23 protein-coding genes are annotated in these 25,055 nt (G+C 51.2%); all 23 read right to left on the bottom strand.

The annotated features are described in order from the left end of the window. Positions 1-3: 3 nt before the first annotated feature. Positions 4-1,821 carry a DNA helicase RecQ gene (gene recQ, locus AC1931_RS09490; protein WP_483877019.1) on the bottom strand — a complete coding sequence of 606 codons (1,818 nt, stop codon included), beginning with the start codon at positions 1,819-1,821 and terminating at the stop codon, positions 4-6. After that, a complete protein-coding gene (locus tag AC1931_RS09485; protein WP_483877018.1) occupies positions 1,818-3,170 on the bottom strand; it encodes a UbiD family decarboxylase in 1,353 nt (450 codons plus the stop codon). The genes recQ and AC1931_RS09485 overlap by 4 nt, the downstream gene beginning before the upstream one ends. A 96-nt stretch (positions 3,171-3,266) precedes the next feature. After that, complete coding sequence (locus AC1931_RS09480) at positions 3,267-4,727, bottom strand: NADH-quinone oxidoreductase subunit N (RefSeq protein WP_483877017.1); 1,461 nt, start codon at positions 4,725-4,727, stop codon at positions 3,267-3,269. Positions 4,728-4,766: 39 nt separating this feature from the next. After that, positions 4,767-6,326: an NADH-quinone oxidoreductase subunit M gene (locus tag AC1931_RS09475; RefSeq protein ID WP_483877016.1), complete on the bottom strand. Its 1,560-nt coding sequence runs from the start codon at positions 6,324-6,326 to the stop codon at positions 4,767-4,769. Between the two features lie 49 nt (positions 6,327-6,375). Then, positions 6,376-8,340 carry an NADH-quinone oxidoreductase subunit L gene (gene nuoL, locus AC1931_RS09470; protein WP_483877015.1) on the bottom strand — a complete coding sequence of 655 codons (1,965 nt, stop codon included), beginning with the start codon at positions 8,338-8,340 and terminating at the stop codon, positions 6,376-6,378. Positions 8,341-8,383: 43 nt separating this feature from the next. After that, positions 8,384-8,686, bottom strand: coding sequence for an NADH-quinone oxidoreductase subunit NuoK (gene nuoK / locus AC1931_RS09465; protein WP_191154333.1), 303 nt, complete (start codon positions 8,684-8,686; stop codon positions 8,384-8,386). A 25-nt stretch (positions 8,687-8,711) separates the two neighbouring features. Then, complete coding sequence (locus tag AC1931_RS09460; protein ID WP_483877014.1) at positions 8,712-9,215, bottom strand: NADH-quinone oxidoreductase subunit J; 504 nt, start codon at positions 9,213-9,215, stop codon at positions 8,712-8,714. 18 nt (positions 9,216-9,233) lie between these two features. Next, positions 9,234-9,632 (bottom strand): NuoI/complex I 23 kDa subunit family protein, encoded by a 399-nt coding sequence (locus AC1931_RS09455; protein ID WP_483877013.1) that lies wholly within the window; start codon positions 9,630-9,632, stop codon positions 9,234-9,236. Between the two features lie 24 nt (positions 9,633-9,656). After that, complete coding sequence (gene nuoH, locus AC1931_RS09450; RefSeq protein WP_483877012.1) at positions 9,657-10,718, bottom strand: NADH-quinone oxidoreductase subunit NuoH; 1,062 nt, start codon at positions 10,716-10,718, stop codon at positions 9,657-9,659. Positions 10,719-10,805: 87 nt separating this feature from the next. After that, entirely contained in the window at positions 10,806-13,277 is a 2,472-nt protein-coding gene (locus AC1931_RS09445; protein ID WP_483877011.1) for a molybdopterin-dependent oxidoreductase, read from the bottom strand. Positions 13,278-13,310: 33 nt separating this feature from the next. Next, positions 13,311-15,092, bottom strand: coding sequence for an NADH-quinone oxidoreductase subunit NuoF (gene nuoF, locus AC1931_RS09440; RefSeq protein ID WP_483877010.1), 1,782 nt, complete (start codon positions 15,090-15,092; stop codon positions 13,311-13,313). A 40-nt stretch (positions 15,093-15,132) separates the two neighbouring features. Next, complete coding sequence (gene nuoE / locus AC1931_RS09435) at positions 15,133-15,645, bottom strand: NADH-quinone oxidoreductase subunit NuoE (protein ID WP_483877009.1); 513 nt, start codon at positions 15,643-15,645, stop codon at positions 15,133-15,135. Between the two features lie 27 nt (positions 15,646-15,672). After that, positions 15,673-16,851 (bottom strand): NADH dehydrogenase (quinone) subunit D, encoded by a 1,179-nt coding sequence (gene nuoD, locus AC1931_RS09430; protein ID WP_483877211.1) that lies wholly within the window; start codon positions 16,849-16,851, stop codon positions 15,673-15,675. Between the two features lie 48 nt (positions 16,852-16,899). Beyond that, positions 16,900-17,382 carry an NADH-quinone oxidoreductase subunit C gene (locus AC1931_RS09425; protein ID WP_483877008.1) on the bottom strand — a complete coding sequence of 161 codons (483 nt, stop codon included), beginning with the start codon at positions 17,380-17,382 and terminating at the stop codon, positions 16,900-16,902. Positions 17,383-17,418: 36 nt separating this feature from the next. Continuing rightward, positions 17,419-17,931 carry an NADH-quinone oxidoreductase subunit B gene (locus AC1931_RS09420; RefSeq protein WP_483877007.1) on the bottom strand — a complete coding sequence of 171 codons (513 nt, stop codon included), beginning with the start codon at positions 17,929-17,931 and terminating at the stop codon, positions 17,419-17,421. Continuing rightward, positions 17,922-18,278, bottom strand: coding sequence for an NADH-quinone oxidoreductase subunit A (locus AC1931_RS09415; protein ID WP_483877006.1), 357 nt, complete (start codon positions 18,276-18,278; stop codon positions 17,922-17,924). The genes AC1931_RS09420 and AC1931_RS09415 overlap by 10 nt, the downstream gene beginning before the upstream one ends. A 371-nt stretch (positions 18,279-18,649) precedes the next feature. After that, a complete protein-coding gene (hslO, locus tag AC1931_RS09410) occupies positions 18,650-19,546 on the bottom strand; it encodes an Hsp33 family molecular chaperone HslO (RefSeq protein WP_483877005.1) in 897 nt (298 codons plus the stop codon). Between the two features lie 154 nt (positions 19,547-19,700). Beyond that, positions 19,701-19,832 carry a hypothetical protein gene (locus AC1931_RS09405; protein ID WP_483877004.1) on the bottom strand — a complete coding sequence of 44 codons (132 nt, stop codon included), beginning with the start codon at positions 19,830-19,832 and terminating at the stop codon, positions 19,701-19,703. A gap of 14 nt (positions 19,833-19,846) precedes the next feature. After that, positions 19,847-20,635, bottom strand: coding sequence for an ABC transporter permease (locus AC1931_RS09400; protein WP_483877003.1), 789 nt, complete (start codon positions 20,633-20,635; stop codon positions 19,847-19,849). Beyond that, complete coding sequence (locus AC1931_RS09395; RefSeq protein ID WP_483877002.1) at positions 20,619-21,593, bottom strand: ABC transporter ATP-binding protein; 975 nt, start codon at positions 21,591-21,593, stop codon at positions 20,619-20,621. Before AC1931_RS09395 ends, AC1931_RS09400 begins: the two co-directional genes overlap by 17 nt. A gap of 308 nt (positions 21,594-21,901) precedes the next feature. Further along, the gene (locus AC1931_RS09390) at positions 21,902-22,234 is read right to left on the bottom strand and encodes a hypothetical protein (protein WP_483877001.1); all 333 of its coding nucleotides are present in this window, start codon (positions 22,232-22,234) and stop codon (positions 21,902-21,904) included. A gap of 452 nt (positions 22,235-22,686) precedes the next feature. Then, positions 22,687-23,091 carry a hypothetical protein gene (locus AC1931_RS09385; RefSeq protein ID WP_483877000.1) on the bottom strand — a complete coding sequence of 135 codons (405 nt, stop codon included), beginning with the start codon at positions 23,089-23,091 and terminating at the stop codon, positions 22,687-22,689. 84 nt (positions 23,092-23,175) lie between these two features. Next, positions 23,176-25,044, bottom strand: a complete 1,869-nt coding sequence (locus AC1931_RS09380; protein ID WP_483876999.1) for a GSU2204 family CXXCH-containing (seleno)protein — start codon at positions 25,042-25,044, stop codon at positions 23,176-23,178. Positions 25,045-25,055: the final 11 nt, after the last annotated feature.

The raw sequence follows: 25,055 nt of genomic DNA, 5'->3' as shown, positions 1-25,055 counted from the left end.
GGATTAACGACAGAGAAAGCCGTTGATCGCCTCGATAAAATCATTACCGTAACGTTGCAGTTTAACTTGTCCAACGCCATTGATAGCCATCAATTCACCCTCACTGGTCGGCAATGCAAGGGCCATTTCCGCCAGGCTCGCATCACCAAATACAACATAGGGTGGAACACCGTCACGATCGGCTATCTGTTTACGTACCCTGCGCAGCTCTTCAAACAACGCCGGATCGTAATGCTGCCCCTTAATCTTATGCTCATTCTTTTTGCCGCGCTGCACCCTGATTCGCGGCTTGCACAGCTTGAGCTTTTCTTCGCCTCGCAGCAACGGCCGCGCCTGTTCAGTCAGCTTCAGTATCGAGTAGCGGGCAACATCCTGCTCGAGATAGCCCAGCTGAATCAATTGCCGCAGCAAATAATTCCAGTTGTCGCGGCTGACATCCTTTCCTATCCCATAGGTTGAGAGCCGATCATGTTTGATTGTTTTGATCCGTTGATTTTCAGCGCCACGCAAGACATCGACCACATGTCCAATGCCAAAACCCTGGCCAACCCGGTAGACGCAGGATAACGCTTTGCGCGCAGATTCTGTAGCATCATATTGTTCGGGCGGATGCAGACAATTATCGCAGTTACCGCAATCCGCTTCGATCATCTCGCCAAAATAACCCAATAGGATCCGCCGCCGGCAGATCCCCGCTTCGGCAAAAGCCACCATGGCGTTGAGTTTATGCAACTCAGTGCGCAACTGCTCAGGGTCCTCGATTTTTTCTATAAATCCTCGCAGAAGGGCAATATCCGCGTAACCGAACAGGAGCAATGCTTCCGCAGGCAACCCGTCACGACCGGCGCGCCCGGTTTCCTGGTAAAAACCTTCAATATTTTTTGGCAGGTCATAATGTACGACAAAACGCACATTGGGTTTGTCGATACCCATGCCGAACGCCACAGTAGCGACGATAATCTGAACATCATCGCGCAGAAAATTTTCCTGCACCGAGCGCCGCACTTCCGGACCCAGCCCGGCATGATAGGCTGCGGCCCTATACCCGTCCCGGTTTAATTTATCGGCGACTTCTTCAACCCGCTTACGACTTAAGCAATAAACAATCCCAGCCTGATCTCTATAACGAAATAAAAATTCACCAAGCTGCTGGTACGGCTTCACTTTATCAACGAGGCTATAGCGGATATTGGGCCGATCAAATCCGCACACTACCCGATATGGATCCTTCAGTTGCAGGCAGCTGATGATATCCGCACGCGTCTGTTTTTCTGCCGTTGCCGTCAGGGCTGCGATCGGTACGGTGGGAAAAATAGTGCGCAACTGCCCCAGACGAATATATTCCGGGCGAAAATCATGGCCCCACTGGGAGATGCAATGCGCCTCGTCAATTGCGAACAGGGCTGGTGTCACCCCCTGCAATAGGTTTATAAAATCAGCGCTCATCACGCGCTCAGGGGCCACATAGAGCAAATCAAGCTGATGCTGACGCAACTGCTCAAGAACCGCGCGACCTTCTCCCGCTGTCAGGCTCGAATTATAACAGGCCGCGCGAATCCCCAGGGCAATCAAACTGTCTACCTGGTCTTTCATCAAGGCGATCAGAGGTGACACAACGATCGTTACCCCCGTTCTGATCAGGGCTGGAATCTGGAAACAGATCGACTTTCCGCCTCCGGTAGGCATCAGAATAAAGGCGTCACGACCGCTAATCAGACTGACAATGACATCTTCCTGATGGGGTCGAAAACTCTGAAAGCCAAACACCTGTTGCAGTGTGGTCAAGGCACGTTCACGATCCTCACAATATTGATCTGTCATGGCTGTAAAGACACCGGCGTTTCCCTCGATATCTGATAGTCCTGACTTTCAACCAGAGCTGTTGTCCCCAGATCTTCTGTAACCAATTGACCCCTGTTAACCCCTGTCGCGTTGAGGATGAACCCTTTACCGTTAGCGATGACCCGATCCGGTTCCAGCAAGTTAATGGCCCGCCACCAGCTCAAGTTGCAATCGTGAATATTAATGTCATCATCCACCAGCACCAGCAGGCGGGATCGACCGAGGCAAGTCACTGCACGCAGCTGACAAATCAAACCGGCAATATCTGTTACAGAGCACTGCCTGACGGCAATAACCGCAACTCCATGAAATGCTGTCATTTCCGGCATAACAAGATCGGTGATCAGCGGAAAATCAAATCTAAGCATTTCACGCAGCAACAGTTGGTTAAGCTTCGCCAGCTGGATATTCTCACTCGGTGGAGGGCCAACGACTGTGACCGGAAGGATGGGATGATTTCGGTGGCGAATCGCTGTGACCTCCATGAGCGGACAATCTTCGCGCTTCACATATTGTCCGGTATGATTACCAAATGGACCTTCGCTGACCCTTGCTCCTGGTTTTATCTCACCCTCAATAAGAATTTCGGCACTTGCAGGAACCTTCAATGGTTGGGTCAGGCAGGGCGAAAAGGTGATCGCCCGACCGGTTATCGCAGCGGCAAAGCCATACTCATTACAGCTACGGGGCAAGGGTGCTGCTGCAGCCCAGAACAACGCCGGATCCCCCCCAAGGATAAGGGCGACCGGAAGTGATTCCCCCCGGGACTCCGCTATTTCAAGATGTTCAGCGGCACCGGAACCCAGTGCGAAATTCAGGGCAATTTCCCGCTCACCAACCAATGCTGCGCGATAAAGCCCCAGGTTACAAACCCCGGTAGCGGGTGAAACACTATGGGACAGTGCCAGGGTTAAATAGCGATTTTCTTCTCCCGGCCAACTACGCAGTGCCGGGATATCATACAAGGACAACTCTCCGTGCTGATAATCCGGCTCAGGGGAATCGTTGGAAACAGCGTGACAAGCATTCGTCAGATTTATTGCAGCTTCCTGCCCGCCCGAAGCGATCATTGTTCTGATCTTTTGTATCAGACCCCTTTCATCAACTTCCAGCATCTTCAGCAACCGGGCACTGGAGCCGAACAGGTTAGCTGCAATCTGAACCGCTGTTCCTTTAACTGACTCAAACAAAAGGGCATCCCCGCCGGAAGCAGACAGATATTCCCGCCGACACACTGCTGCGATTTCAAGATCAGGGCTGACCTCAGTCGTTACTCTTTTGACTTCATTGTCTCTCAGCAGCTGTTGCAGAAATGCTCTCAATGCCATCTAATAATATCCATTGTCGTAAAGGTCACTCAGTCTACCAAAAAAAAAGCCCCTCAGCGAACTGAAGGGCTTTTTTTTAGAATTTTATGTTATTAATCAGAAGCCCGCCATGCGCGCAAGTTGCATTACCGAACCGGGTACGATACCGAGGTACAGAACGCCGATGACAGAAATCACGATCGATACCGCGGTGGCCGGGTAAATTTTCACCCAGGCGTAATCTTCCTGCGGCTCTTTAAAGTACATAAAGATCATGATCCGCAGGTAGTAATAGAGTGATACCGCAGAATTGAGTACGCCCAGCACCGCCAGCCAGATGTAACCGGAGTTAATGGCGCCGGCAAAGATGTAAAACTTTCCGGAAAAGCCGGCTGTTGGCGGGAGGCCCATCAGTGCAAAGAGGAAGATGCTGAACGCAATACCCAGCATCGGCTTTTTATATCCCAGGCCGGTCACACCGTCCAGGGTCAGGTTTTCTTCACCACTACGCCCGATGAGTACCAGAATCGCAAAGGCCCCCATGTTCATAAAGGTGTAAACAAGCATATAGAAGAGGATGCCGGCTGAGCCAATCTCGTTCCAGGCGACCAGGCCGACCATGGCGTAGCCGGCGTGGGCGATGGAGGAGTAAGCGAGCATACGCTTGAGATCTTTCTGGTTCAGGGCGATCAGGTTACCGACGGTCATGGTCAAGACTGCCAGGACCCAGAACACGGTTGTCAGATGATCCTGCATCCCTTCAAGACAAATAAAAGTCACGCGGATCAAAGCTGCAAAGGCAGCTGCTTTTGGACCCGCACTCATAAAAGCAGTGATTGGTGTTGGCGCACCCTGATACACATCGGGGGTCCACATGTGAAAAGGGGCTGCGGCAATCTTGAAGAAAAAGCCGGTCAGCATCAACAGACCGCCGGCAACAAACATCATATTGGTGGTTGTGTCCGGGTTGGCCTGAATATAAGCGGCGATATCATAAATCTTGGTGGTTCCACTGACTCCGTAAAGAAGGGCCATGCCGTAGAGTAAAAACCCGGTCGAGAAGGCGCCGAGGAAAAAGTACTTCAGACCTGCCTCGTTACACCGTACCTGATCACGGAAGAAGCCGGCCAGGATGTAAAGAGACACTGAAAGAACCTCAAGGCCAAGGAAGATGGTGATCAGGTCAGTGCCTGAAACCATCCACATAGCACCTGCCGTGGTGATCAGAATCAACGGGTAATATTCGCCGACCGGGAAATTTTCGCGCTTGAGGTATTCATCCGACATCAGGATAGCCAGCCCGGCAGCAATAATACAGATCATGCTGAAAAAGGCGGCAAAGTTGTCAAGTTGCACCGATCCGGCAAATCCAAACTGGGTATCATTCCATCCCATGATAGTGACGATACCGGCAACAATTAATGCGGCAACACTCAGCCAGGCAATGTGTGCAGTTTTACCCCGTGGAGAAAAGACCGCAACCAGAAGTAGTGCCATTGCTGCTACTGTCAGTATCAGTGACGGCATCACCGCATGCAAGTTCACATTCTGGATGGCTTCTTGAACCAGATTTTCCATCGAACAGCTCCTCGGAACCAGTGTTTATTCAATCAACAATTATTTAGTATCAACTACATTCGCAACCACAGGCTGCACGACTTCAACGATGGCAACCTGCTGGTTGTTTATCTGTGCAAGCAATTGTTCAAGAGCGGGATTCATCTTATCAAAGAACGTATTGGGATAAATTCCGATCCAGAAAACAAACAGTAGCAATGGTGCCATAATGACAATTTCACGCGCCGAAAGATCCTTGATATTCTCGTTAGCGGGATTGGTCACCTTACCAAACATGATCCGCTGGTAGACCCACAACATGTAAACAGCCGCGAGGATAACACCGGTTGTAGCAAAAACTGCGTACCAGCGAAGATTACTTTCAAACGCTCCCATCAGTGCCAGAAATTCACCAACAAAGCCGTTGGTTCCGGGCAAACCGATTGACGAGAAAGTAATGATCAGAAACATGGTTGCAAAAACCGGCATCTTGGTTGCCAAACCACCAAACTCGGAAATTTGCCGGGTATGGCGGCGCTCATAGAGAAAGCCGACGATAAGGAACAGTGCACCGGTTGAAATACCGTGGTTGATCATCTGTAGCATACCACCGGCCATCCCCTGCATATTCAGGGCAAACAGACCGAGCATAACGAAACCAAGGTGAGCAACAGACGAGTAGGCAACCAGTTTTTTTACATCATCCTGCATCATGGCCACTAATGAACCATAGATGATGCCGACAACCGAAAGAAAGGCCAGAAACGGAATGAAGGTATGCAGGGCCTCGGGAAACAATGGCATGGCGAAACGTACATAACCGTAGGTACCCATCTTCAAAAGCACCGCGGCCAGAATAACAGAACCGGCGGTCGGCGCCTCAGTGTGAGCATCAGGCAACCAGGTATGTAACGGAAACATAGGGACTTTGATCGCAAAGCTGAAACCAAAGGCCAGGAACAACCAGAACTGGGCGCCATATGGAATATTCAGTTGATAGAACTCCTGAACCCCAAAACCACTAACCGGTGAACCCGACTGTATTGCGTAGTAGTAGACAAAGATGATACCGACCAGCATCAGCAACGAACCGACAGCGGTATAGATGAAGAACTTGACGGCCGCGTAGATCCGGTTGGAACCGCCCCAGATCCCGATCAGAAAATACATCGGAATCAGCATCAACTCCCAGAAAATGTAGAAAAGGAAAAGATCAAGGGAGATAAAGGCGCCCAGCATCCCGGTCTGCAGCAACAGCAGCATCGCCATAAAACCCTTGGTGTTTTTCTTGACTGCATTCCAGGTAGACAGAATAGCAATCGGCATAATGAAGGTTGTCAACATCACCAGCCACAAGCTGATGCCGTCAACACCAACGTTGTAATTCATCTGGAAAAAGTCACCAACATGGATCCACTCATAGAATTCACGATAGTGCATCCCGCCCGATGTCTTGAACACATTGTCAAAAGCCAGAGGAAGGCTGATCACGAATGTAATCAAAGATACAGCCAAGGCAAAGCTCTTGAGCATTGCGTCATTGTCCCGTGGAATAAACAGGAGGGCAATCATACCCACCAACGGGAAGAAAGTCATAATACTGAGAAGGTTGTCAGCCATGTGGAAACGCTCCTTGTAGCTTTATCGTATTCGCGGGCAGAATAAACAGTTAACCAAAGACATAAAAGCCGACGATCACGACTACGCCGACCACCATGGCCACTGCGTAGTTGTACATATATCCCGTCTGGGTGTAACGCAAACCGGCTCCAACTCCTTTAACAACCCAGGCACAACCGTTGACGATACCGTCCACCAGACGGACATCAAAGATTTTCCACAAGAAGGTCCCGAAACGCTTGCAGGGGTTAACAAAAAGGAAATCGTACAGTTCGTCGATGTACCACTTGTTGAAAACAAAGCGATAGACACCTGCGAACTTCGCAGTAAATTGAGCTGGCAGCCCGGGGTTCTTCATGTACATCAACCAGGCCATGTAGATGCCGAACAGGGCGATACTGACCGACAGGGCGATGAGGGTATATTCCAGGGCATGGGAACCGTGAGCATTCAGATGGTACAGTTCCTGGGCATGGCCAAAAACCGGTGCCAGGAAATTACCGAAGTGGTTACCACCACCAAGAATCTTGGGCACCCCAACATAACCACCGACAACCGCGAGGAAAGCAAGAACGATCAGCGGTACAGTAATGGTCCAGGGGGACTCAGGGATATGATCCTTGGCACGGGCATCTGTGCGCTGGGCACCAAAGAAAGTCATAAACACCAGGCGGAACATGTAGAATGCCGTCATCCCGGCAACACTGACGGCGATAATCCAGAAGATCGGGTGACCAGCGGTTGAGCCGAAGGACCACCAGAGGATTTCATCCTTGGAGAAGAACCCGGAGAAAAAGGGTACTCCGGCAATAGCAATGGTAGACAGCAGGAAAGTCCAGAAGGTAATCGGCATTTTCGAGCGCAAACCACCCATGTTGCGCATATCCTGTGGATCATCATGGAGATGGGCGTGATGGTAAGCATGGTGCATCCCATGGATAACCGAACCGGAACCAAGGAACAGACAGGCTTTGAAGAAGGCATGGGTCATCAAGTGGAAAATACCGGCCGAGAAGGCACCGACACCCATGGCCAGAAACATGTATCCCAGCTGGGACACGGTAGAATAAGCGAGTACCCGTTTGATATCATTCTGGGCAAAACCGATGGAGGCGGCGAGAAATGCCGTCGCTGCTCCGATAATGGCGATCGTCATCATGGTTGATGGAGCCATGGCAAACAGGATGTTCATCCGGCCGATCATATAGACGCCAGCGGTAACCATGGTTGCTGCATGGATCAGAGCGGAAACCGGGGTTGGGCCTTCCATGGCGTCGGGAAGCCAGGTAAAGAGCGGAATCTGCGCGGATTTACCGGTAGCACCGAGAAAGAACGCCAGGGTGATAATTGTAACCAGGGCACCGCCCGCTTCAAGCAGATGAGCATTAGCGGCAATTTCAACAAAGTTGATCGTCCAGACACCCTGGCCGGCAAGCGCCCAGAACAGAATAAAGAGTCCACACAGAAAACCAAAGTCGCCAATACGGTTAACAACGAAGGCTTTTTTCGCTGCGTCACTGGCGCTCTTCTTCTCGTAGTAGTAACCGATCAGCAGATAAGAGCAGAGACCAACACCTTCCCAGCCGATAAACATGACCAGGGCATTGCCGCCCAGTACCAGCATCAACATGGCGAAGGCGAAGAGGTTCAGGTAACTGAAGAATCTGTAGTAGCCAGTCTCTCCGTGCATATAGCCGATGGAGTACAGATGGATCAGGGTACCAACCCCGGTAACCACCAGAATCATTACAGCGGAAAGGGGGTCAAGCAACAACTCCCAGTTGATCTGGAGGTTACCAACCGTCATCCAGGAAGCGAGAACGATTTCATGAACTTTTTCGGTATCCCCGATCAGTCTGAAGAAATTCTGTACCGCTACCAGGAATGAAAGGAATATCATCAGGGTACCGATACCGCCAATGACCGCTTCATTCTTGATCTTCTTGCCGAACAGGCCATTAATTATCGCCCCAAGAAGCGGGAAGAATGGGATGAGCCACAGATTACCGTACATCAAACTCTCCTATTAGCTGAAACACCCGTAAATGTGGTAGATATCACCACTTGAGCATATTAAAATCGTCGACGTCGAGAGTCTCTTTATTGCGGTAAAACGCAATAAGCAACGCCAGACCTACAGCCGCTTCAGCAGCAGCAACCGTCATGACAAAGAATACGAAGATCTGACCATCCAAGTTGCCGACATGTCGTGACAGGGCGATAAAGGTCAGATTTACCGCGTTGAGCATGACCTCAATACACATAAAAACAACAATGGCATTTTTACGTGTGAGGACTCCGAGGGTACCTATCGCGAACAGAATTGCGCTCAACATTAGGTAGTGAGTGACAGTAATCATGGTTTATCTCCCAGGTCGTTCTCTGTTAGACTTTTTGTTTGGCAATTATTAACGCGCCGACAATGGCGATCAGCAACAATACCCCTGCAATTTCAAAGGGCAGGACAAAATCAAGAAACAAGGTCCGTCCGATCAGCTCAGTATGACCAACCTCAGCAATCATGGCACTGGTTATCGGACCGCCGGTTCCCGTCGCATCACCGGTACGCACCAGTTGGGTGGCTACAAACATGAGCAGTACGGAGACCAGCCCGCCCGCTGCGAGACCATGGGTATAACGCCCTTTGATGGTTTGTCCGAAATTGAGCAGCATGATCACGAAGATGATCAACACCATAATGGCGCCGGCATAAACGATAATCTGAATGGCTGCCATAAAGGGAGATTCGAGCATAATGTAGAAAACTGCCAGACAGATAAAGGTCGTTACCAGATTCAGAGCGCTGTTAATCGGATTACGGCATTTGACAACAAAAAACGCCGATACAATCGCGACCCCTGCAACAAGATAAAAGAATAGGATTTCCATTGGGTACGCAGCTCCTTGTTACGACTTGAGAAGACGTGCTTTGTCAAACATAAAATCGCCACGTTTGAAGTTGGCCAGTTCGTAAGCGCTCGTCATTTCGATAGCTTCAACCGGACAAGCCTCTACGCAGTAGCCACAGAAAATACACCGCAGCAGGTCGATTTCGTAGACTCTTGGGTATTTTTCGCCCTTTTCGTTCTCTGCCGATTCCACCGTGATGCATTTAGCCGGGCAGACGGTTGGACACAGATAACAGGCGACACATTTTTCACGGTCCTGAGCAGGCACCAGACGATGCAATCCACGAAAGCGCGGGGCAATCTCCAATCTTTGCTTGGGATATTCCACCGTCGTGGTATGCCCGGGAAGCAAATGCTTCAGCGTGATACTCAGGCCTTTGGCAAACTCTTTAAACATATCTATCCTCTACGCAACTTGTGGTTATTGCCAGAGCAGTACTGCAATACCGGTAATCACGATATTTGCAAGCGCCAGGGGGAGCATAACTTTCCAACCCAAATGCATCAGTTGATCATAACGCAGACGTGGGAAGGTCGCCCGAATCCAGATAAAGAAGAACATGAAGGCGAAAACCTTGATCAGGAAGTTCATCCAGCCATAGAAGGGTCCGCTCCAGCCACCGAGGAACAGAGTCGCGGTGATGGCTGACACAGTAATCATGTTGGCATACTCGGCCATGAAAAACAGAGCGTACTTCATCGATGAGTATTCGGTACAGAATCCGGAGACAAGCTCGGTCTCGGCTTCGGGAAGGTCAAACGGAGTCCGGTTGATCTCTGCCATTGAGGCAACAAGGAATAACCCGAAAGCCAGTGGCTGGCTGAAAATATACCAGTTGGGGATATACTTCAGAGCCTCTATGCCCCAGAGCGGCCCCTGCTGCGCCAGCACAATACCGCGCAGGCTCAAGGTTTCCGACAGCATGAAGACGGCGACGATGGATAGTCCGGCCGCCAGTTCGTAGGAAATCATCTGCGCTGTCGAACGGATACCTCCAAGTAAAGCGTATTTACTGTTCGAAGCCAGACCTGCCAGAACAATTCCATAGACCCCCAGACCTGCCATCGCCAGGATAAACAGCACGCCAAAGTTCAGATCAGCAATCTGCATCGGCACAACATACTGAATACCATCGTAGGTAAAGTGAAAATCACTGCCGAAGGGAACAACTGCAATTGCGACAAAAGACGGGGCCAGAAGCATCATCGGTGCCAGAGCAAAGGCAAAAGGATGGGCCTGGGAAGGGATCATATCCTCTTTAAAAAAGAGTTTCAGCCCGTCAGCAATCGGCTGCAGCAAACCTTTTGGCCCGGTCATCGTCGGCCCCATGCGGGTCTGCATACGACCAATGATTTTGCGCTCGGCGTAGGTCGCATAGGCAACAATCAAAATCATGACCACAAAGGCCACCGCGATTTTCAGCAGCATCGCAACGGTAAACAGAATCGGTGTGTTCGAGAGTGTCAGAACTTCTGGCGTCATGACCATCCTCTTCCTTCATCAGCTATGGCATTTCTGCCGATTTTAAGTCGATAGAAGCTATCAACAGTACAGTGTTGTGTTTCCTGTTCAGAGCTTTGACGGCTCAACCGCAATAACTGACTGACCAGTGTAGATCTTATTCAAGCCCAGACCAGCAAAGTGGTAGGGAACAAAGACCACGCCCTTTGGCAGGCGATTATCAACCTTGGCCTTGGACTGAATAATCCCGCCGGCAGCTTTGAGTTGAAGCATGTCTCCTGTTTTTACATTGAATGCTGCTGCGTCGTCACGGCCAAGCTCAATGTAAGGTTCCGGACAAACGGACATGGGTCCCTTTGAGCGTGTCGAAATCGAGCCGCTGTGATACAGCGCGCTACCAACAAGCAACTGGTACTCGGCCTGCAGGGGTTGACTGCCGGCGACCGGGATAAGAACCTTTTTTACCGGGACGAGGGTCTCACCACCCCAGACCTGCCCCTGGGCACCGATCTGCTCGTAGTGGATGCCGCTGTAACCGGCAACCTCACCGGTCAACTCCGCAAAAGCTGCTGCCGGCGTTGCCGGGGCAGTTTTTTGCAACTTGCCGAGCAGCAGGTTAAATGCTGCAAAGTCGGTTTTTGCTTCGCCGGGAGCCTTGATGCCGGCCCTGAGACGTTGAATACGCCGCTCGGCATTAGTAAAGGTTCCGTCTTTTTCGGCAAAGGATGCAGCCGGCAGAACGACGTCAGCATATTGGGCCGAATCGCTCAGGAACAGATCCTGAACCACCAAGAACGATTTTTCCAGGGCCTTTTCGACCAGGCCTCGATCAGGGTAGGTGACAACGGGATCTTCACCAACCAGATAAAGCACCGGCAGGTTGCCTTGTGCTGCGCTATTAAGCATCTGCTGCGCTCCCAGTCCCGCAGGGCCCGGTATAATCTGCAGATCTACAGCACCCTGGCTGTTAGCTTTTTCACCACACAGATATAACCCGGAACCTTCGCGGCCAGCTATTCCTGTCAGCAGGGCGAGGTTTGAAGCAGCAATGGCAATTTCTTTGCTGTTAGCGGTATACGGCAAGCCGTAAGCAACCACGATGGCGGCATTCTGAGCGCCGGCCAGTTCGCGCGCCGTTTTTTTGATGGCTTCAGCGTCACCGCCGACCATCCCGGCTACAGCTTCAGGAGTGTATTCTTCAAGCGCCTTGGTCAGCTCGGCCAGCCCTTGCAAATCATCTGTTTTTGCCAGACCCTCTGCAATGATGACCTGGCACAAGGCATTGATCATATTGATTTCACAGCCCGGCTTATGCATCAGAGTGCGGGCGTTGGGAAGCTTGCTCAACTTGCCGCGCTTGTCAGCAATCACGGCCAACTGCGCTTCGTTCAGGCGAATAGCCTGATTAATCACCATCCCGAACACCGGATGAGTCTCGTAAAAGTCCGAGCGGATCGCCAGAATGGCATTACACTTTTCAACCTGCGGGAAGGTGCCGGTTGAAGCGCTGATGCCCATGGTCCCACTCAAGCCTTCTGTGAGTCCTTTGTAACACTCGCCTCCGGAGTGGTCGAGATTATGGGTGCCGATCGTTGAACTGACACGTTTGAGCAACAGAAGTTCTTCATTGGTCAGGCGTGCACCGCTGATGATACCGAGATCCTTGCCGGCCGCTTTGAACTTTTCAGCGATGGTAGCAAGAGCTTCGTCCCAGCTCGTCTCCTTCAGTTCGCCGCCCTTGCGAATAAGGGGCTTGGTCAGGCGCTTGGCGTCGTTGACGTAGGAATAACCGAAGCGCCCACGAACACACAGATTGCCATGGTTGACACCGGTATCTTCGTTGAAGCGGATGGTCTGGACCTGATTGTCCTTGACACCAAGGGTCACGGTACAACCGTTGCCGCAGTAGCCACAGACAGAGTCGACTTCTTTAAGTTGCCAGGGGCGCGCCTTGAATTTGAAGGGTCGAGGCAGAATCGCGCCGACGGGACACATGGACACACACTGTCCACAGAACTCACAATTCAACCCACGGTCAAAAGCGGTAGCAATTTTGGTTTCGAAGCCGCGGTTGATAAAAGAATAAGAACCATAGCCAACCACTTCATCACAGACCCGAACACATTTTCCGCACAATACACAGCGGTTCATGTTGCGCTCAATCAGGGGATTGACTTCGTCGGTAGGCAGGTCAAACTTTTCCCCCTGAAAGCGATTGGTAACGACTTCATATTCGTAGGTCAGATCCTGCAGGTCGCATTCTCCGCCCTTATCACAGACCGGGCAATCAACCACATGATTGACCAGGAGAAACTCAAGAACAGTTTTGCGTACCTTGCGGATTTCATCCGACAGGGTCGTGACGACCATCCCTTCGGTAACCGGCGTCGTACAAGAGGGGATCAAGCGCCCCTTCATCTGCTCGACTTCCACCAGACAGATACGGCAGGCACCATAAGGAAGAAGTTTTTTGGCATAACAGAGCACTGGAATATAGATACCGTTCTCTTTGGCCGCCTCGTAGATTGTCGACGTTTTGGCGGTTGTGATCTGTTTTCCGTCAATCGTTAGATTAACCATCTTGACCTCTTATATTTCAAGCTGTGAACGCGATCAATCAATCGCCATGAAACGGCAAGCGTCGTAACAGGAAGTACACCGGGTACATTTATCCAGGTCGATATAGGCTACTTTTCCCTTTTCCCACTCAATCGCATCCACCGGACAGACACGTGGGCAGATACCACACTTCTTGCATTTCTCTTCAATCACGCGGAAGTGCAGAAGCTCCTTACAGCTGTGGGAGGGACACTCTTTTTCCCTGATATGGGTCTCGTACTCGTCCCGGAAATAACGGATAGTCGATAAAACCGGATTCGGGGCGGTCTGACCCAGACCACAGAGCGAACTCTTCTTGATATCGTAGGCCATGTCCTGGAGCATTTCGATATCGCCCTCCTGGCCTTTGCCCTGGGTAATCCGCTCAAGAATCTCGAGCATGATCTTCAGGCCAATCCGACAGGGAATACATTTGCCGCACGACTCAACCCGGGTAAAATTGAGGAAAAACCGCGCGATATCAACCATGCAGGTGGTCTCGTCCATCACCACCAGACCACCGGAGCCCATCATCGCGCCGGCTTTGATCAGGGAATCGTAATCAACCTCGGCATCCAGTGCTTCCGCCGGCAGACAACCGCCGGAAGGGCCACCAGCCTGTACCGCCTTGAATTTGCGATTATTGAGAATGCCGCCACAGACATCGTAGATAACTTCTTTCATGGTGGTTCCGGCCGGAACCTCGACCAGACCGGTGTGCTTGACCTTGCCGGTCAGAGCAAAAATCTTGGTTCCCTTGGTTCCTTCAGTACCGATGGAGGAAAACCAGTCTGCGCCGTTATAAAAGATGTAAGCGACGTTAGCAAAGGTTTCAACGTTATTGATGTTGGTCGGGTAGCCCCACAAACCACGAACCGCCGGAAATGGTGGACGCGGCCGGGACATGCCTCGCTGCCCCTCGATGGAAGCCATCAGAGCAGTTTCTTCACCACAGACGAAAGCACCGGCCCCCGCCTTGATGCGCATATCGAGATCAAAACCCAGCCCAAGGCAGTTCTTGCCGAGGAATCCCTTTTTGTAACAGGTATCAATGGCAAGTTGCAGGCGCTTGATCGCCAGCGGATACTCTGCACGCACATAGACATAGGCGAATTTGCAACCGATGGCATAGGCACCGATCATCAAACCCTCAATCAGGCCATAGGGGTCTCCCTCCAGCACCGAGCGGTCCATAAAAGCCCCGGGATCGCCCTCATCCGCATTACAGATCAGGTACTTGGTATCACCCGGGGATCCTTTAGCAAAAGACCATTTCAAGCCGGTGGGAAAACCACCACCGCCACGTCCACGCAATCCGGACTTCTTAACCTCATTTATGACCTCGTCCTGACTCATGGTGACGGCTTTTTTGATTCCTTCAAAACCACGATGAGCGAGAAAATCATCCAGGCTTTCAGCGTCGATGGTGCCGCAACGGGAGAAAATAATCCGTTGCTGCTTTTCAAGAAACTTGTGGTAATAAGGGCCTGCCACCTTTTTTTCAACCGGGTTGCCAGCCAGAACATGCTCGTCAACGATCTGGGGAACCAGGTCAGCCGTTACAAAATCGTAGGTAACCGGCTCTTCTCCCGGCCTGCAGATGTCAACCAGAACATCGTTGGCACAGAGGCCGCGACAGCCGGTAGAACTGACATCACAGGCACTGCCGATCTTGGCAGCAACACCCTTTTTCTCGAACTCCGCCTCAAAGGCTGCGACAACAGCTGCAGCACCGGAGGCAAGCCCACCAGTTCCCGTACAAATAAGGACCTTCAGATTTTCAGCAGTTTCGGACATAGAATCTTTCCTCGATACCAAAAGCGGTGTCTTCCTTGAATCAGTCCATTGCCTTATATTTTTCAATAACTTCGGCAGTTTTCTGGACAGTAATGCTTCCGTAGGTTGCATCATTGACCATGATGACTGGGGCCATCCCACAGGCTCCGATACAGGCGACATACTCCGCTGTAAATTTCAGATCCTCAGTGGTTTCCGCGTGACCGATTCCCAGCCGTTCAACGATAGCGTCACCGATGCGACCGGCACCCTTGACGTGGCAGGCAGTTCCCATGCAGACGCGGATAATGTATTTACCCCGCGGCTTGAGATGAAACTGAGCATAAAAGGTCAGTACTCCGTAGATCTGACTGGCATAGACATTGAGGCGTTCAGCAGCCAGATGGACCGTTACCTCGGGGATGTAACCATAGGCTTCCTGTATCCCCTGTAGCACCGGCATCAGATTGCCATGCATATCGATATACTTGTCGATCACCTCATTTGCTGCGGTCAGATCAATTTCTTCCAGTTCTTCGACCTGTTCCTCAGCTTGCTGCACGATTTCTGTCATAGCGTCCTCATAGTACAAGCGGGTAGATTAACGGTCGATTTCGCCAAGAACGATGTCAAGGGTTCCGATAACGGCGATAACATCAGCCAGCAACCGCCCCTCAACCATTTGTGGCAATCCCTGAAGATTGATAAAGGACGGTGGCCGCACTTTCATGCGATAGGGATGGGTACTGCCATCCGACACCAGGTAGTATCCAAGCTCACCCTTGGGGGCTTCGATCCCCTGGTAAACCTCTCCGGCTTCCGGCTTAAAACCTTCAGTGATGATTTTGAAGTGGTGGATCAGTCCTTCAATGGTATTTACAACATCCTGCTTTGGCGGCAGGACTACTTTCGGACAATCTGCCAGGATTGGACCCGGCTTCAACTTGTCAAGGGCCTGAAGAATAATCAGGCTTGCCTGGCGCATCTCGTCAAGGCGCAGCTTGTAACGGGCGAAGGTATCACCTTCGTGTCTTACAGGGACCTCAAATTTATAGTCCTCATAACCGCTGTAGGGATTATCACGACGCAGATCCCAGTCAACGCCGGAAGCACGCAGCCCTGGGCCGGTAATCCCGATATCGATAGCGGCCTCGGCTGAGATTGTACCGACACCGATTGTTCGCTTCTGCCAGATCCGGTTACCCGTGAGCAAGCCTTCGTACTCGTCAATATGAGCGGGCATCCCTTCTGCATATTCACGCATTTCCTGCTCAACACCAGCGGGGAGATCGGCGGAAAGACCACCAACACGGAAGTAGTTTGACGTCATCCGGGCACCGGAGATTTTTTCGTACAGATCGGTAATCACTTCCCGCTCACGAAAGCAGTAGAGAAATACCGTCATCGCACCAATATCCAGGGCGTGGGTTGCCAGCCAGACCAGGTGACTTTTAAGCCGTGTCAACTCAGCCAGCAAGACCCGGACAACCTTGGCACGCTCAGGAATCTGGTCCGTGATACCAAGTAACTTCTCGACCGCCAGAACGTAGCCCAGATTATTGCTCATCGGAGCCAGATAATCGAGGCGGTCGGTCAACGGAATAACCTGATGGTAGGTGCGGTGTTCGGAGAGTTTCTCAATGCCGCGATGCAGATAGCCGATGTGTGGAGTCGCCTTACGGACAATTTCACCATCAAGTTCAAGAATCAACTGCAACACCCCGTGAGTTGACGGGTGCTGAGGTCCCATATTGATGGTCATTACTTCGTTGCTTTTCACTGCCATTGTATGCCTCACCCAGTTGTGGTTATGCCTGCCACCTGCAGATTAAGAAAGCCGTCCCTGATAGGGCTCTCGATCCGGACCCTGAACAGGATAGTCCTTACGCAGCGGATGACCGACCCAGTCTGCAGGCATCAGAATCCGGCGCGGATCGGGGTGACCAACAAAAGTGATCCCCATCAGATCCCAGCATTCCCGCTCCATCCAGTTGGCTGTGCCCCAGACAGCGCTCACTGTGGCAATCTGTGCGTTCTGCTCTTCAACCGGTGCCTTGAGGCGAATCCGCTCCTTGGTGGTGATGTTATAGAGGTTGTAAACGACCATATAACGAGGGGCCTGACCAAGATAGTCAACGCTGCACAGATCACAAAGAAGGTTGTACCCGCCGATATCACGCATAAAGGTACAGATATCGACAATTTTTTCTTTATTGACGGTCACCGTGGTTTCTCCACGAAACTCGACTACGTCAATAATTTCGGAAGAGAATTTCGCCTTGAGTTTTTCTACAATTGCTAGATCGCTCATCGATTTATTCCTGTCATGAACAGTCGGCCATCAAGCCTAACTGCGAATTACGTCACCAATGCCGATAGCCGCTCCGAAGGTATTACGCTCCGCGCGGATTTTTTCCTGCAGCTTCATCAACCCATAGAGCAACCCCTCGGGACGGGGCGGACAACCGGGGATATAAACATCAACAGGGATGTGTTCATCGACTCCCTGGACGGTACTGTAAGTATCAAAAATACCGCCGGAAGATGCACAAGCACCCATGGCAATAACGTAGCGCGGTTCCGGCATCTGCTCATAAACGGTCAAGATAACCGGGAGCATTTTTTTGGTAACGGTCCCCGCGACAATTAACACATCGGCCTGACGTGGCGAAGCACGAAACAGGATACCCATGCGGTCAAGGTCAAAACGCGCGGCACCGGTGGCCATCATCTCAATGGCACAGCAGGCAAGACCGAAGGTCATGGGCCACATGGAACTTGCACGAGACCAGTTAACCAGCTTGTCAAGGCTTGTTGTGATGAAGCCGCTACCTAATGTTGTGGGCTGCCCTACTCCCATTCCAGAGCTCCTTTTTTCCAGTCATAGATAAAGCCGATAACCAGCACGAAAACAAAAATTCCCATTGTGATAGCGCCATACCAGCCCAGCTGCTTGAACACAATGGCCCAAGGGTAGAGAAAGGCGACCTCGACGTCAAAAACGATGAACGCTACGGCTACCAGATAAAACTTGACGGAAAAGCGCTCATTGGCGTTGCCGATAGGCGGTACACCACACTCGTACGGAGACATTTTCAGTTCGCTGTAGCGCTTAACGCCAATGAGTCGCGAAAAGACAACCGAACCGATTGCAAAAGCGAAAGCGATGCCGATGACAACAATTATCGGCAGGTAAAGGTCCAACATAGGAAACGCTCCTTCCTCAGAAGACATTGAAGACGTGTCGTGGTTTTCGTCAAAACACGTTTTAACGCCACAGTGTGACGAAAATTAAGACAGTTGATGCAACTCTGTCAAGCAAAAAATACAGTATACTGTATGCAATTGGTCTGACCTGTGTCGCTTTTTTTATATTGAAATTACAATAGTTTTTGCTTTTAGACAAAATCCATGCTGTTTTTGTATATTGCTTTCACAAGGCTTCGTGATGGAATCCGCAGAGGCACAAATCGACCCCCGCTCATATTCCTTTGATACCTCAGGGATTTTTGAATCCCCACCAAAATAATCGTGTTTTCTCTTGTGTCTATTGATCAGTTCAGTCTGCGATCTGCAGTTCAATATTGCGCCAGCTTCCGCAGCTGTTCGGCATCAAACAAATATTCTGTGCAGCAGTATTCACAACGTACGCTGGTTGTTGATTGCTGCTGTGCCAGGCTCGATAATTCCTCTGGGCCGAGGCCTATAAGTATCTCCTCTATCTGATCGCGGCTGCAGGGGCAGGAAAAACGCAGAGACATGCTTTCACAGGCGGCGAAGCTTTCACTGGCGAAGACCCGCGCAAGAATCTCCGATGCGGCAATTTTTTCGCGCAGCATACTGCTGATCGGCGGCAAAAGTTCAATGCGCTCAACCAATGAATCAATTTTTTCCGGTAATTCCGGTGGCAGGGTTTGGATCAGAAATCCGCCGGCGGCGACAACGCTACCGTCACTGTTGAACTCGACGCCCAGACCCAGACAGGACGGAACCTGCTCTGAACTGCTCAGGTACCAGGCCAGATCCTCTCCGATCTCACTGGTCTGTAATTGCACCGTGCTCTGATAAGGCTTTTTCAGCCCGAGATCCTTCGTGACCGTAAGAAAACCGGCCTTGCCAATGGCTCCAGCCACATCAAATTTGTTGTCGCGAGGGGGTAAACCGGGGTGCGGATTACGGATGGTGCCACGTAAACGCCCCTGTGCATCGGCTTCAACCGCCATTCTTCCGATCGGGCCATTGCCCTCAACGGTCAGGGACAAGCGCTGACTGCCCTTCAGTAGCCCTGCCATCAGGGCACTACCGGTTAACAGGCGCCCCAGCGCTACTGTTGCGGTCAGATCGGTCTGCTGTTTGATACAGATGTCGGTAACGGTTTGCGTGGTAATAGCTACTAATCCACGAAAGCACCTATCCGCACTGACAACGCGCAAAAGAGAGTCCTCCGCTGGAGCTCCCTGTTTATCATTCTTCATCCTTCACGCCTTTTGCTTTCGTTAAGTCGGTATCAATTTTCCGCATCAGCGCATTGACACGGCCTGCCGCAACCGCCATACAAACCCCCTGTACTGCGGCAATTTCTTCAGGAACAATTCCCGCATCCTCGGCAACGCCGAGGTAATGCCGTACTCACGGGTCACACGCGCTGATCATGGCCGCAGCCAGACCGACCAGGACCGTCGTTTTTTGGTCAAGCACAGATTCATCCCTGACCGCATCATAGAATTTTACGTAGGCAGCGCGGTTTTTATCGCTGAGCACTATTTCCTCACTGTCTATGAGCGCAATCGGTAGCCTTTGCCGATCAGCCAGGCGGCCCAGACAAAGAGAGTAGCCGCTATTGTCGCGCTGACACCGAAAGCAACAGCAAAACTGGTATCGCCGACACCAATGATCGCATGGCGAAAACCGTCGATCAGATAAAACAGAGGGTTTAAATAAGAGAGAGAGGACCAGGGGTCCGGTAGGATGGAAATGGGATAAAAAACGCCCCCCAGATAGATCAAGGGCAGAATCATGAAATTGGTATAGACCGACAGCGTATCAAAATTATGAGCATAGATCGCAGCAATCAAGCCAAACTGGGCGAACAGAAAACTGGCGATCATCGCCATCAGGGCTGCCAGCAAAGGGTATTCCCAGGGCAGGGTGGCAAACAAAAAGGAAATCACCAGCACCACCGACCCGACCAGCAAGCCACGCAGCATGGCAGCCAGGGTGTAGGCCATGATGAATTGCGGTGGGGTGACCGGTGTTACCAGCAGATCGACGATCCCGCCGAGATAGCGTGACATAAACAGGGACGAAGAGGTGTTGGCAAAGGAGTTGTTAATGACCCCCATGATGATCAGGCCCGGAATAACAAATTGCGCATAGCTGAACCCCTCCAACACACTTAAACGGTTACCAAGAGTGGCGCCAAAGACAAACAGGTACAAGGAGGCGGTAACAATCGGTGCCAGCAAGGTCTGCGTTGAAACCCGCCTGAAGCGCAGAATTTCTTTACGCAGCAGGGTGAAGAAGGGCAGCCAGGAATAAAAGCGATTATCAGGCTGCGGGTCCATTGTTTCCTCCTCCCATACCGGTTAATTGAATAAAAACTTCTTCCAGACCGCTCTGGTCAGTCTCCAGGTCCCTGATCTTCAATCCTGATTGACAAATTTGAGCAAGCAGCAACCCGGCACTTTCCCCGGCAGGCAGGTTCAACTGCAGGATGCTTCCGCCGTTTTCCAATGATGGCGCAAAATGTTCTAATTCTGCCGGGATTGATGTCAATGATTGTTCCAGCCACAGTTTCAGTCGGCGGTTGGACAGCTTGCGCACCAGTTCATGGGTTGGTTCAAGGGCGATCATTTCACCGTGGTGCATGATGCCGATGCGATCGCACATCTGCTCGGCTTCTTCGAGATAATGGGTCGTCAGTAGAATGGTCGTACCCTGCTTGTTGATTTCCCTGACAAAGTCCCACAAACCATGACGCAGCTCAACATCGACTCCGGCGGTCGGCTCATCGAGTATCAGCAAACGCGGTCGGTGAATCAGTGCTTTGGCAATCATAAAGCGTCGCTTCATACCGCCGGAAAGTTTGATCATGATCTTGCCCAGATGGGGGCGAAGCCCGAGGCGATCAATCAGCAGGTTACGCCAGGCGGGATCATCCTTGACGCCGTAGTAGCCTGAGTGGATCTCCAGCGCCTGATCAATAGTGAAGAAATTATCTACCACCACCTCCTGGTGAACAACTCCAAGTAAACGACGGGTGTGGCGATAGTCTTTCTGGTTGTCATAGCCAAAAGCCTGAACCTGACCCCGACCGATCCTGACGACACCGGCAATCATATTAATGGTGGTACTTTTGCCGGCCCCATTGGGGCCCAGCAAGCCGAAAATTTCTCCCTCAGGGATAGCAAAGCTCAAACCTTTGACGGCGGGCGCTCCTGCAAACTCTTTATACAGATCTGTAATCTCAAGTGCATTCATGCTGCGCATCATAGCGATGGTCGTCACCTTATGCAACAGCATTGGGTGATCGCTCTGTAATTGCCGGCACAAACAAAAAAAAGGCGGTTCACCGAAGCGAGCCACCTTAGCTTTTTCATTGCATTTTATAAAAGATCGTACGTTATTTTCTTATTTCGAATGTACCGTCAGCTTTATATGCAACAGGACAAGGCGAAGTAGCACCGCTTTTTGTTCTTATCGTTGCCATCTTCGATCTCATCCCATCAGATCCCCAAAAAGCCCGTCCGGAACGGTCACCGCTGACACCCACGCATGCAACCTTTTTTTGTCGGCAGCTAGCGTTTTTTCTGAGTTGTCACTTGTCGCGATTAACCGCAGGATTCAGGTTTCTGATTCATCGGATTATCGGAATCAGAGGCATGGGTGTGGAGAAATAAAAAGATGTGCTTGATCGTACGCTGACTCAAACCAGCTCCATCACAGGGCAGATCGCTATCGGTAGTCAGCATTTTTTCCCATTCAGCACGGGTTTTCGAGCCGGGGACAGGAATTGTTTCATTACATTTTTGTGCTTGTCCGGTAAACCAGGCCCACTGGCCACGATCCTTGTTGGCGTTTTCCCAACCACTGATGTCAAAAGAAAAGGCCATGCCGGGAGCTATGAGTGTAAGACAGGCGATCAGAACAACAATTTTCTTCATTTTACTACTCCTTCTATAGTTGACGGAATGTTCGTTCATCCGTGCTAATCAATACCACCATTGACTGATAATAATCACCAACCTAACTCCGGCTAAACCAGCTGGAGCGACCGCAAACCTGCTTGCAAGCATTCAGTTTATGATATGTCTGGACAGTAAGATACTTGGTTCTTTGTGTCAATGAAAAAGGCCGGGAACGGTAGCGTAACGATGACCGGGTTAATGTGAGTAGCCGTTATCTAATCAATCCGGCGGCATGAAGACACCAGACCCTTCTGAACTCTGCTGTCTCTTTACTATCGGCTTTTTAAGCAGCAGGGCGGGCGCAGCCGGTCTAGCATTTTCATTTTAATCTAAATAGGGATCGAGTTAGCAGTACGAGCAAAAAAAAATGCCCGGTTGAAAACAACCGGGCAACGTTTTTCTACATAACATCAAGACAAATCAGTACATCAGAAAGTCCAGCCAAAACCGACGTAACCATAATAGGCCGTTCCATCTTCGTCACCGTATACGTAGGTTTCCTTCATGTCGAAAATGTCATAGGTGAAGGAGGCCCGGGTGAAAAAGGTCTCGGTAAAATCATACAAGCCACCGACGGTAAACTGATACTGCTCATAGGACAGGTCTGAGTAGCTGTCGATATTCTCATTCTGTTCCCAGGTATCATAGTTGACTGGTGAGAATGCACCAGTGGCAGCAGCTGTCGCTTCATTAAGCGGGGTTCCAAAATCGGCACCACCTTTGGGAAAGAGCGTTGCCCTTTCAGTAAAGGAGCCCCAATCCCACTCGTCTTCAGCCTTATTATATGTCACCCCGGCGTTGAGCCGCAGTTTTGTGGTAGCCTGATAATCCATGTTCAGGGCGAGGGTGTGGACATCGGATTCATATTCAGCGGTGTTACAAAGCGAGCCAAACTGGCTCGACGCGACGTCGTTCGCTCAGCCATGGTACCAGCCGACACACATCTGGTTTTCGGTCTTCTGTTTGTTGAAGGTGTAGGCCATGGTCAGGTTCATTTTGCCGGTAGGAGCATACCAGATCGATAAGCCTGGCACATAGGTGCTTTGCTCATACTTGACCCGATCATTTTCTTCCATCCGGGCACGAGCAAATACCGTAGCTGCCAGATTGCTCTTCGGTGACCAGGTGCTGCTGAACTTCAGCTCATGGACATCTTCTGCCTGATTGGTCGATTCCAGTTGACGATTAGGATAAACATCGGTCCAGTACCATACTCGATCTGTGCCTGCCGCCGGGAGAGCAACCCCGACATCTGTCAAATCATAATACCAGAGACCTGACCCAAGAGGATCTTCTGTAGCTATCGGGTCCCCCTGAGCGATACCGATATGGGCGCCGGCCATCGGCTCATCGATGCTCTGATATTGATAGCTGACCCGGCCGGACAGGTTCTTATTGATACGTGTTTTGAGGGCCGCCTTGAGGGTATGGGTCTTGGTATGGCCCAGATCTTCTTCCTCCCGGTCAATCTCTTCGTATTCATATCCCAGGCGGGCGGTAGTACCGGTGGTCAGACGATAAATCAGATCGGCACCGAGTTCGTGCACTTCGCGGGTAGCGGCAGTATGCCAGTCGTCATCCACATCACCAGGCCAGGCCGCAATAGCACTCGCAGAAGCCTCACGGGCATCGATGGTGATGATGTTGTCATCAGCGGTAATCTCATACGAGTTGCCGCGCAATGACAAGCGCAGCCCATTGGCAAGGCGGTGTGACAGTTTTGCCCCGAAAGATTCAAATTCGGTGCGCAACTGGTCATTTTCCAGAGTATATTCAGTCTGGGTAGCATCCTTGCTGCTTTCTACATCGGACTTGACATAACTTGCCGACAGGGCGGTATCAGCAGAAAAATCGACACGCCCTTTGAGTGAGTGACTGTCTTTTGTTGAGTCAGGGGTACGTGCATAGGCATAATCACCGGCCTCATAAATCAAATTGAATGCTGTACCGTTTTGCGCATCCTCAAAATAACGTGTTGGTGCATCCGCACGCTCATCAAAAGTTCGTTGGAGGTAATCATACTCCACGGTCACCTTGCCGAAGCGGCCGGTGGCACCAAAGGTTAACTCTTCGGTCCGCTCATTGATGTCTTTACCAGATGCGGTGACGTGACAGTTGTCACACTTGGTCACACCGATGGCCTGCTCCATCCCCTGACGCGTTTCACTGCGCCAACCGGTATGAAAACTGACATTGGGCATGGTCGGCAGGGTCACACTGACATCTCCCTTAAACTCCCGGCGGGTACCGATGTAGTCGTTGGAAAGCTCCTGCTCATAAGCTTCACGGGGATCGTAGTTGATGGTTCCGCCACCGACAACAGCAGCCTCACCAGCCTCGATCAGCTCTGCAAAAATCTCATCCGTGGTCACGCTGGGTTGTCCACCGAGCGTGTCGCCACGTCCGGTCGCGCCCATCTGGTCGAGGGTTTCATGATCCTTCCAGTATTCAAGAACCTGGTAGTCAGTTTTGAGCCTGAACACCCGCTGGGCATCAACATCAAGCTGATATTGTTGATCCCGAGGACCCATGATGTCGACATCGAATTTCAGGGCCGAATTGTCGCCGAAGCTGTCAACCGACAGCTTCGGAGCAAAGCTGAAACCCTCTTCCGAACGGGTCCCAACAAATTCATTGACGCGTGCCGGGCTGTCACTGGTATCCATGCCTGCGGCACCGATTTCCACCGTGCCGCTGGTCTGCATTTCGGCCGCGGCAAGGGTGGTGGTGGCGATCAGGCAGGCAAGCGACAGCGCTGCAAGCAGCCATAACTGGCGTTGCTTCATTGTTAATACCT

The sequence above is a fragment of the Pelovirga sp. C15f genome, from assembly GCF_057178085.1.
This window is presented reverse-complemented; position numbering and strand designations above follow the sequence as displayed.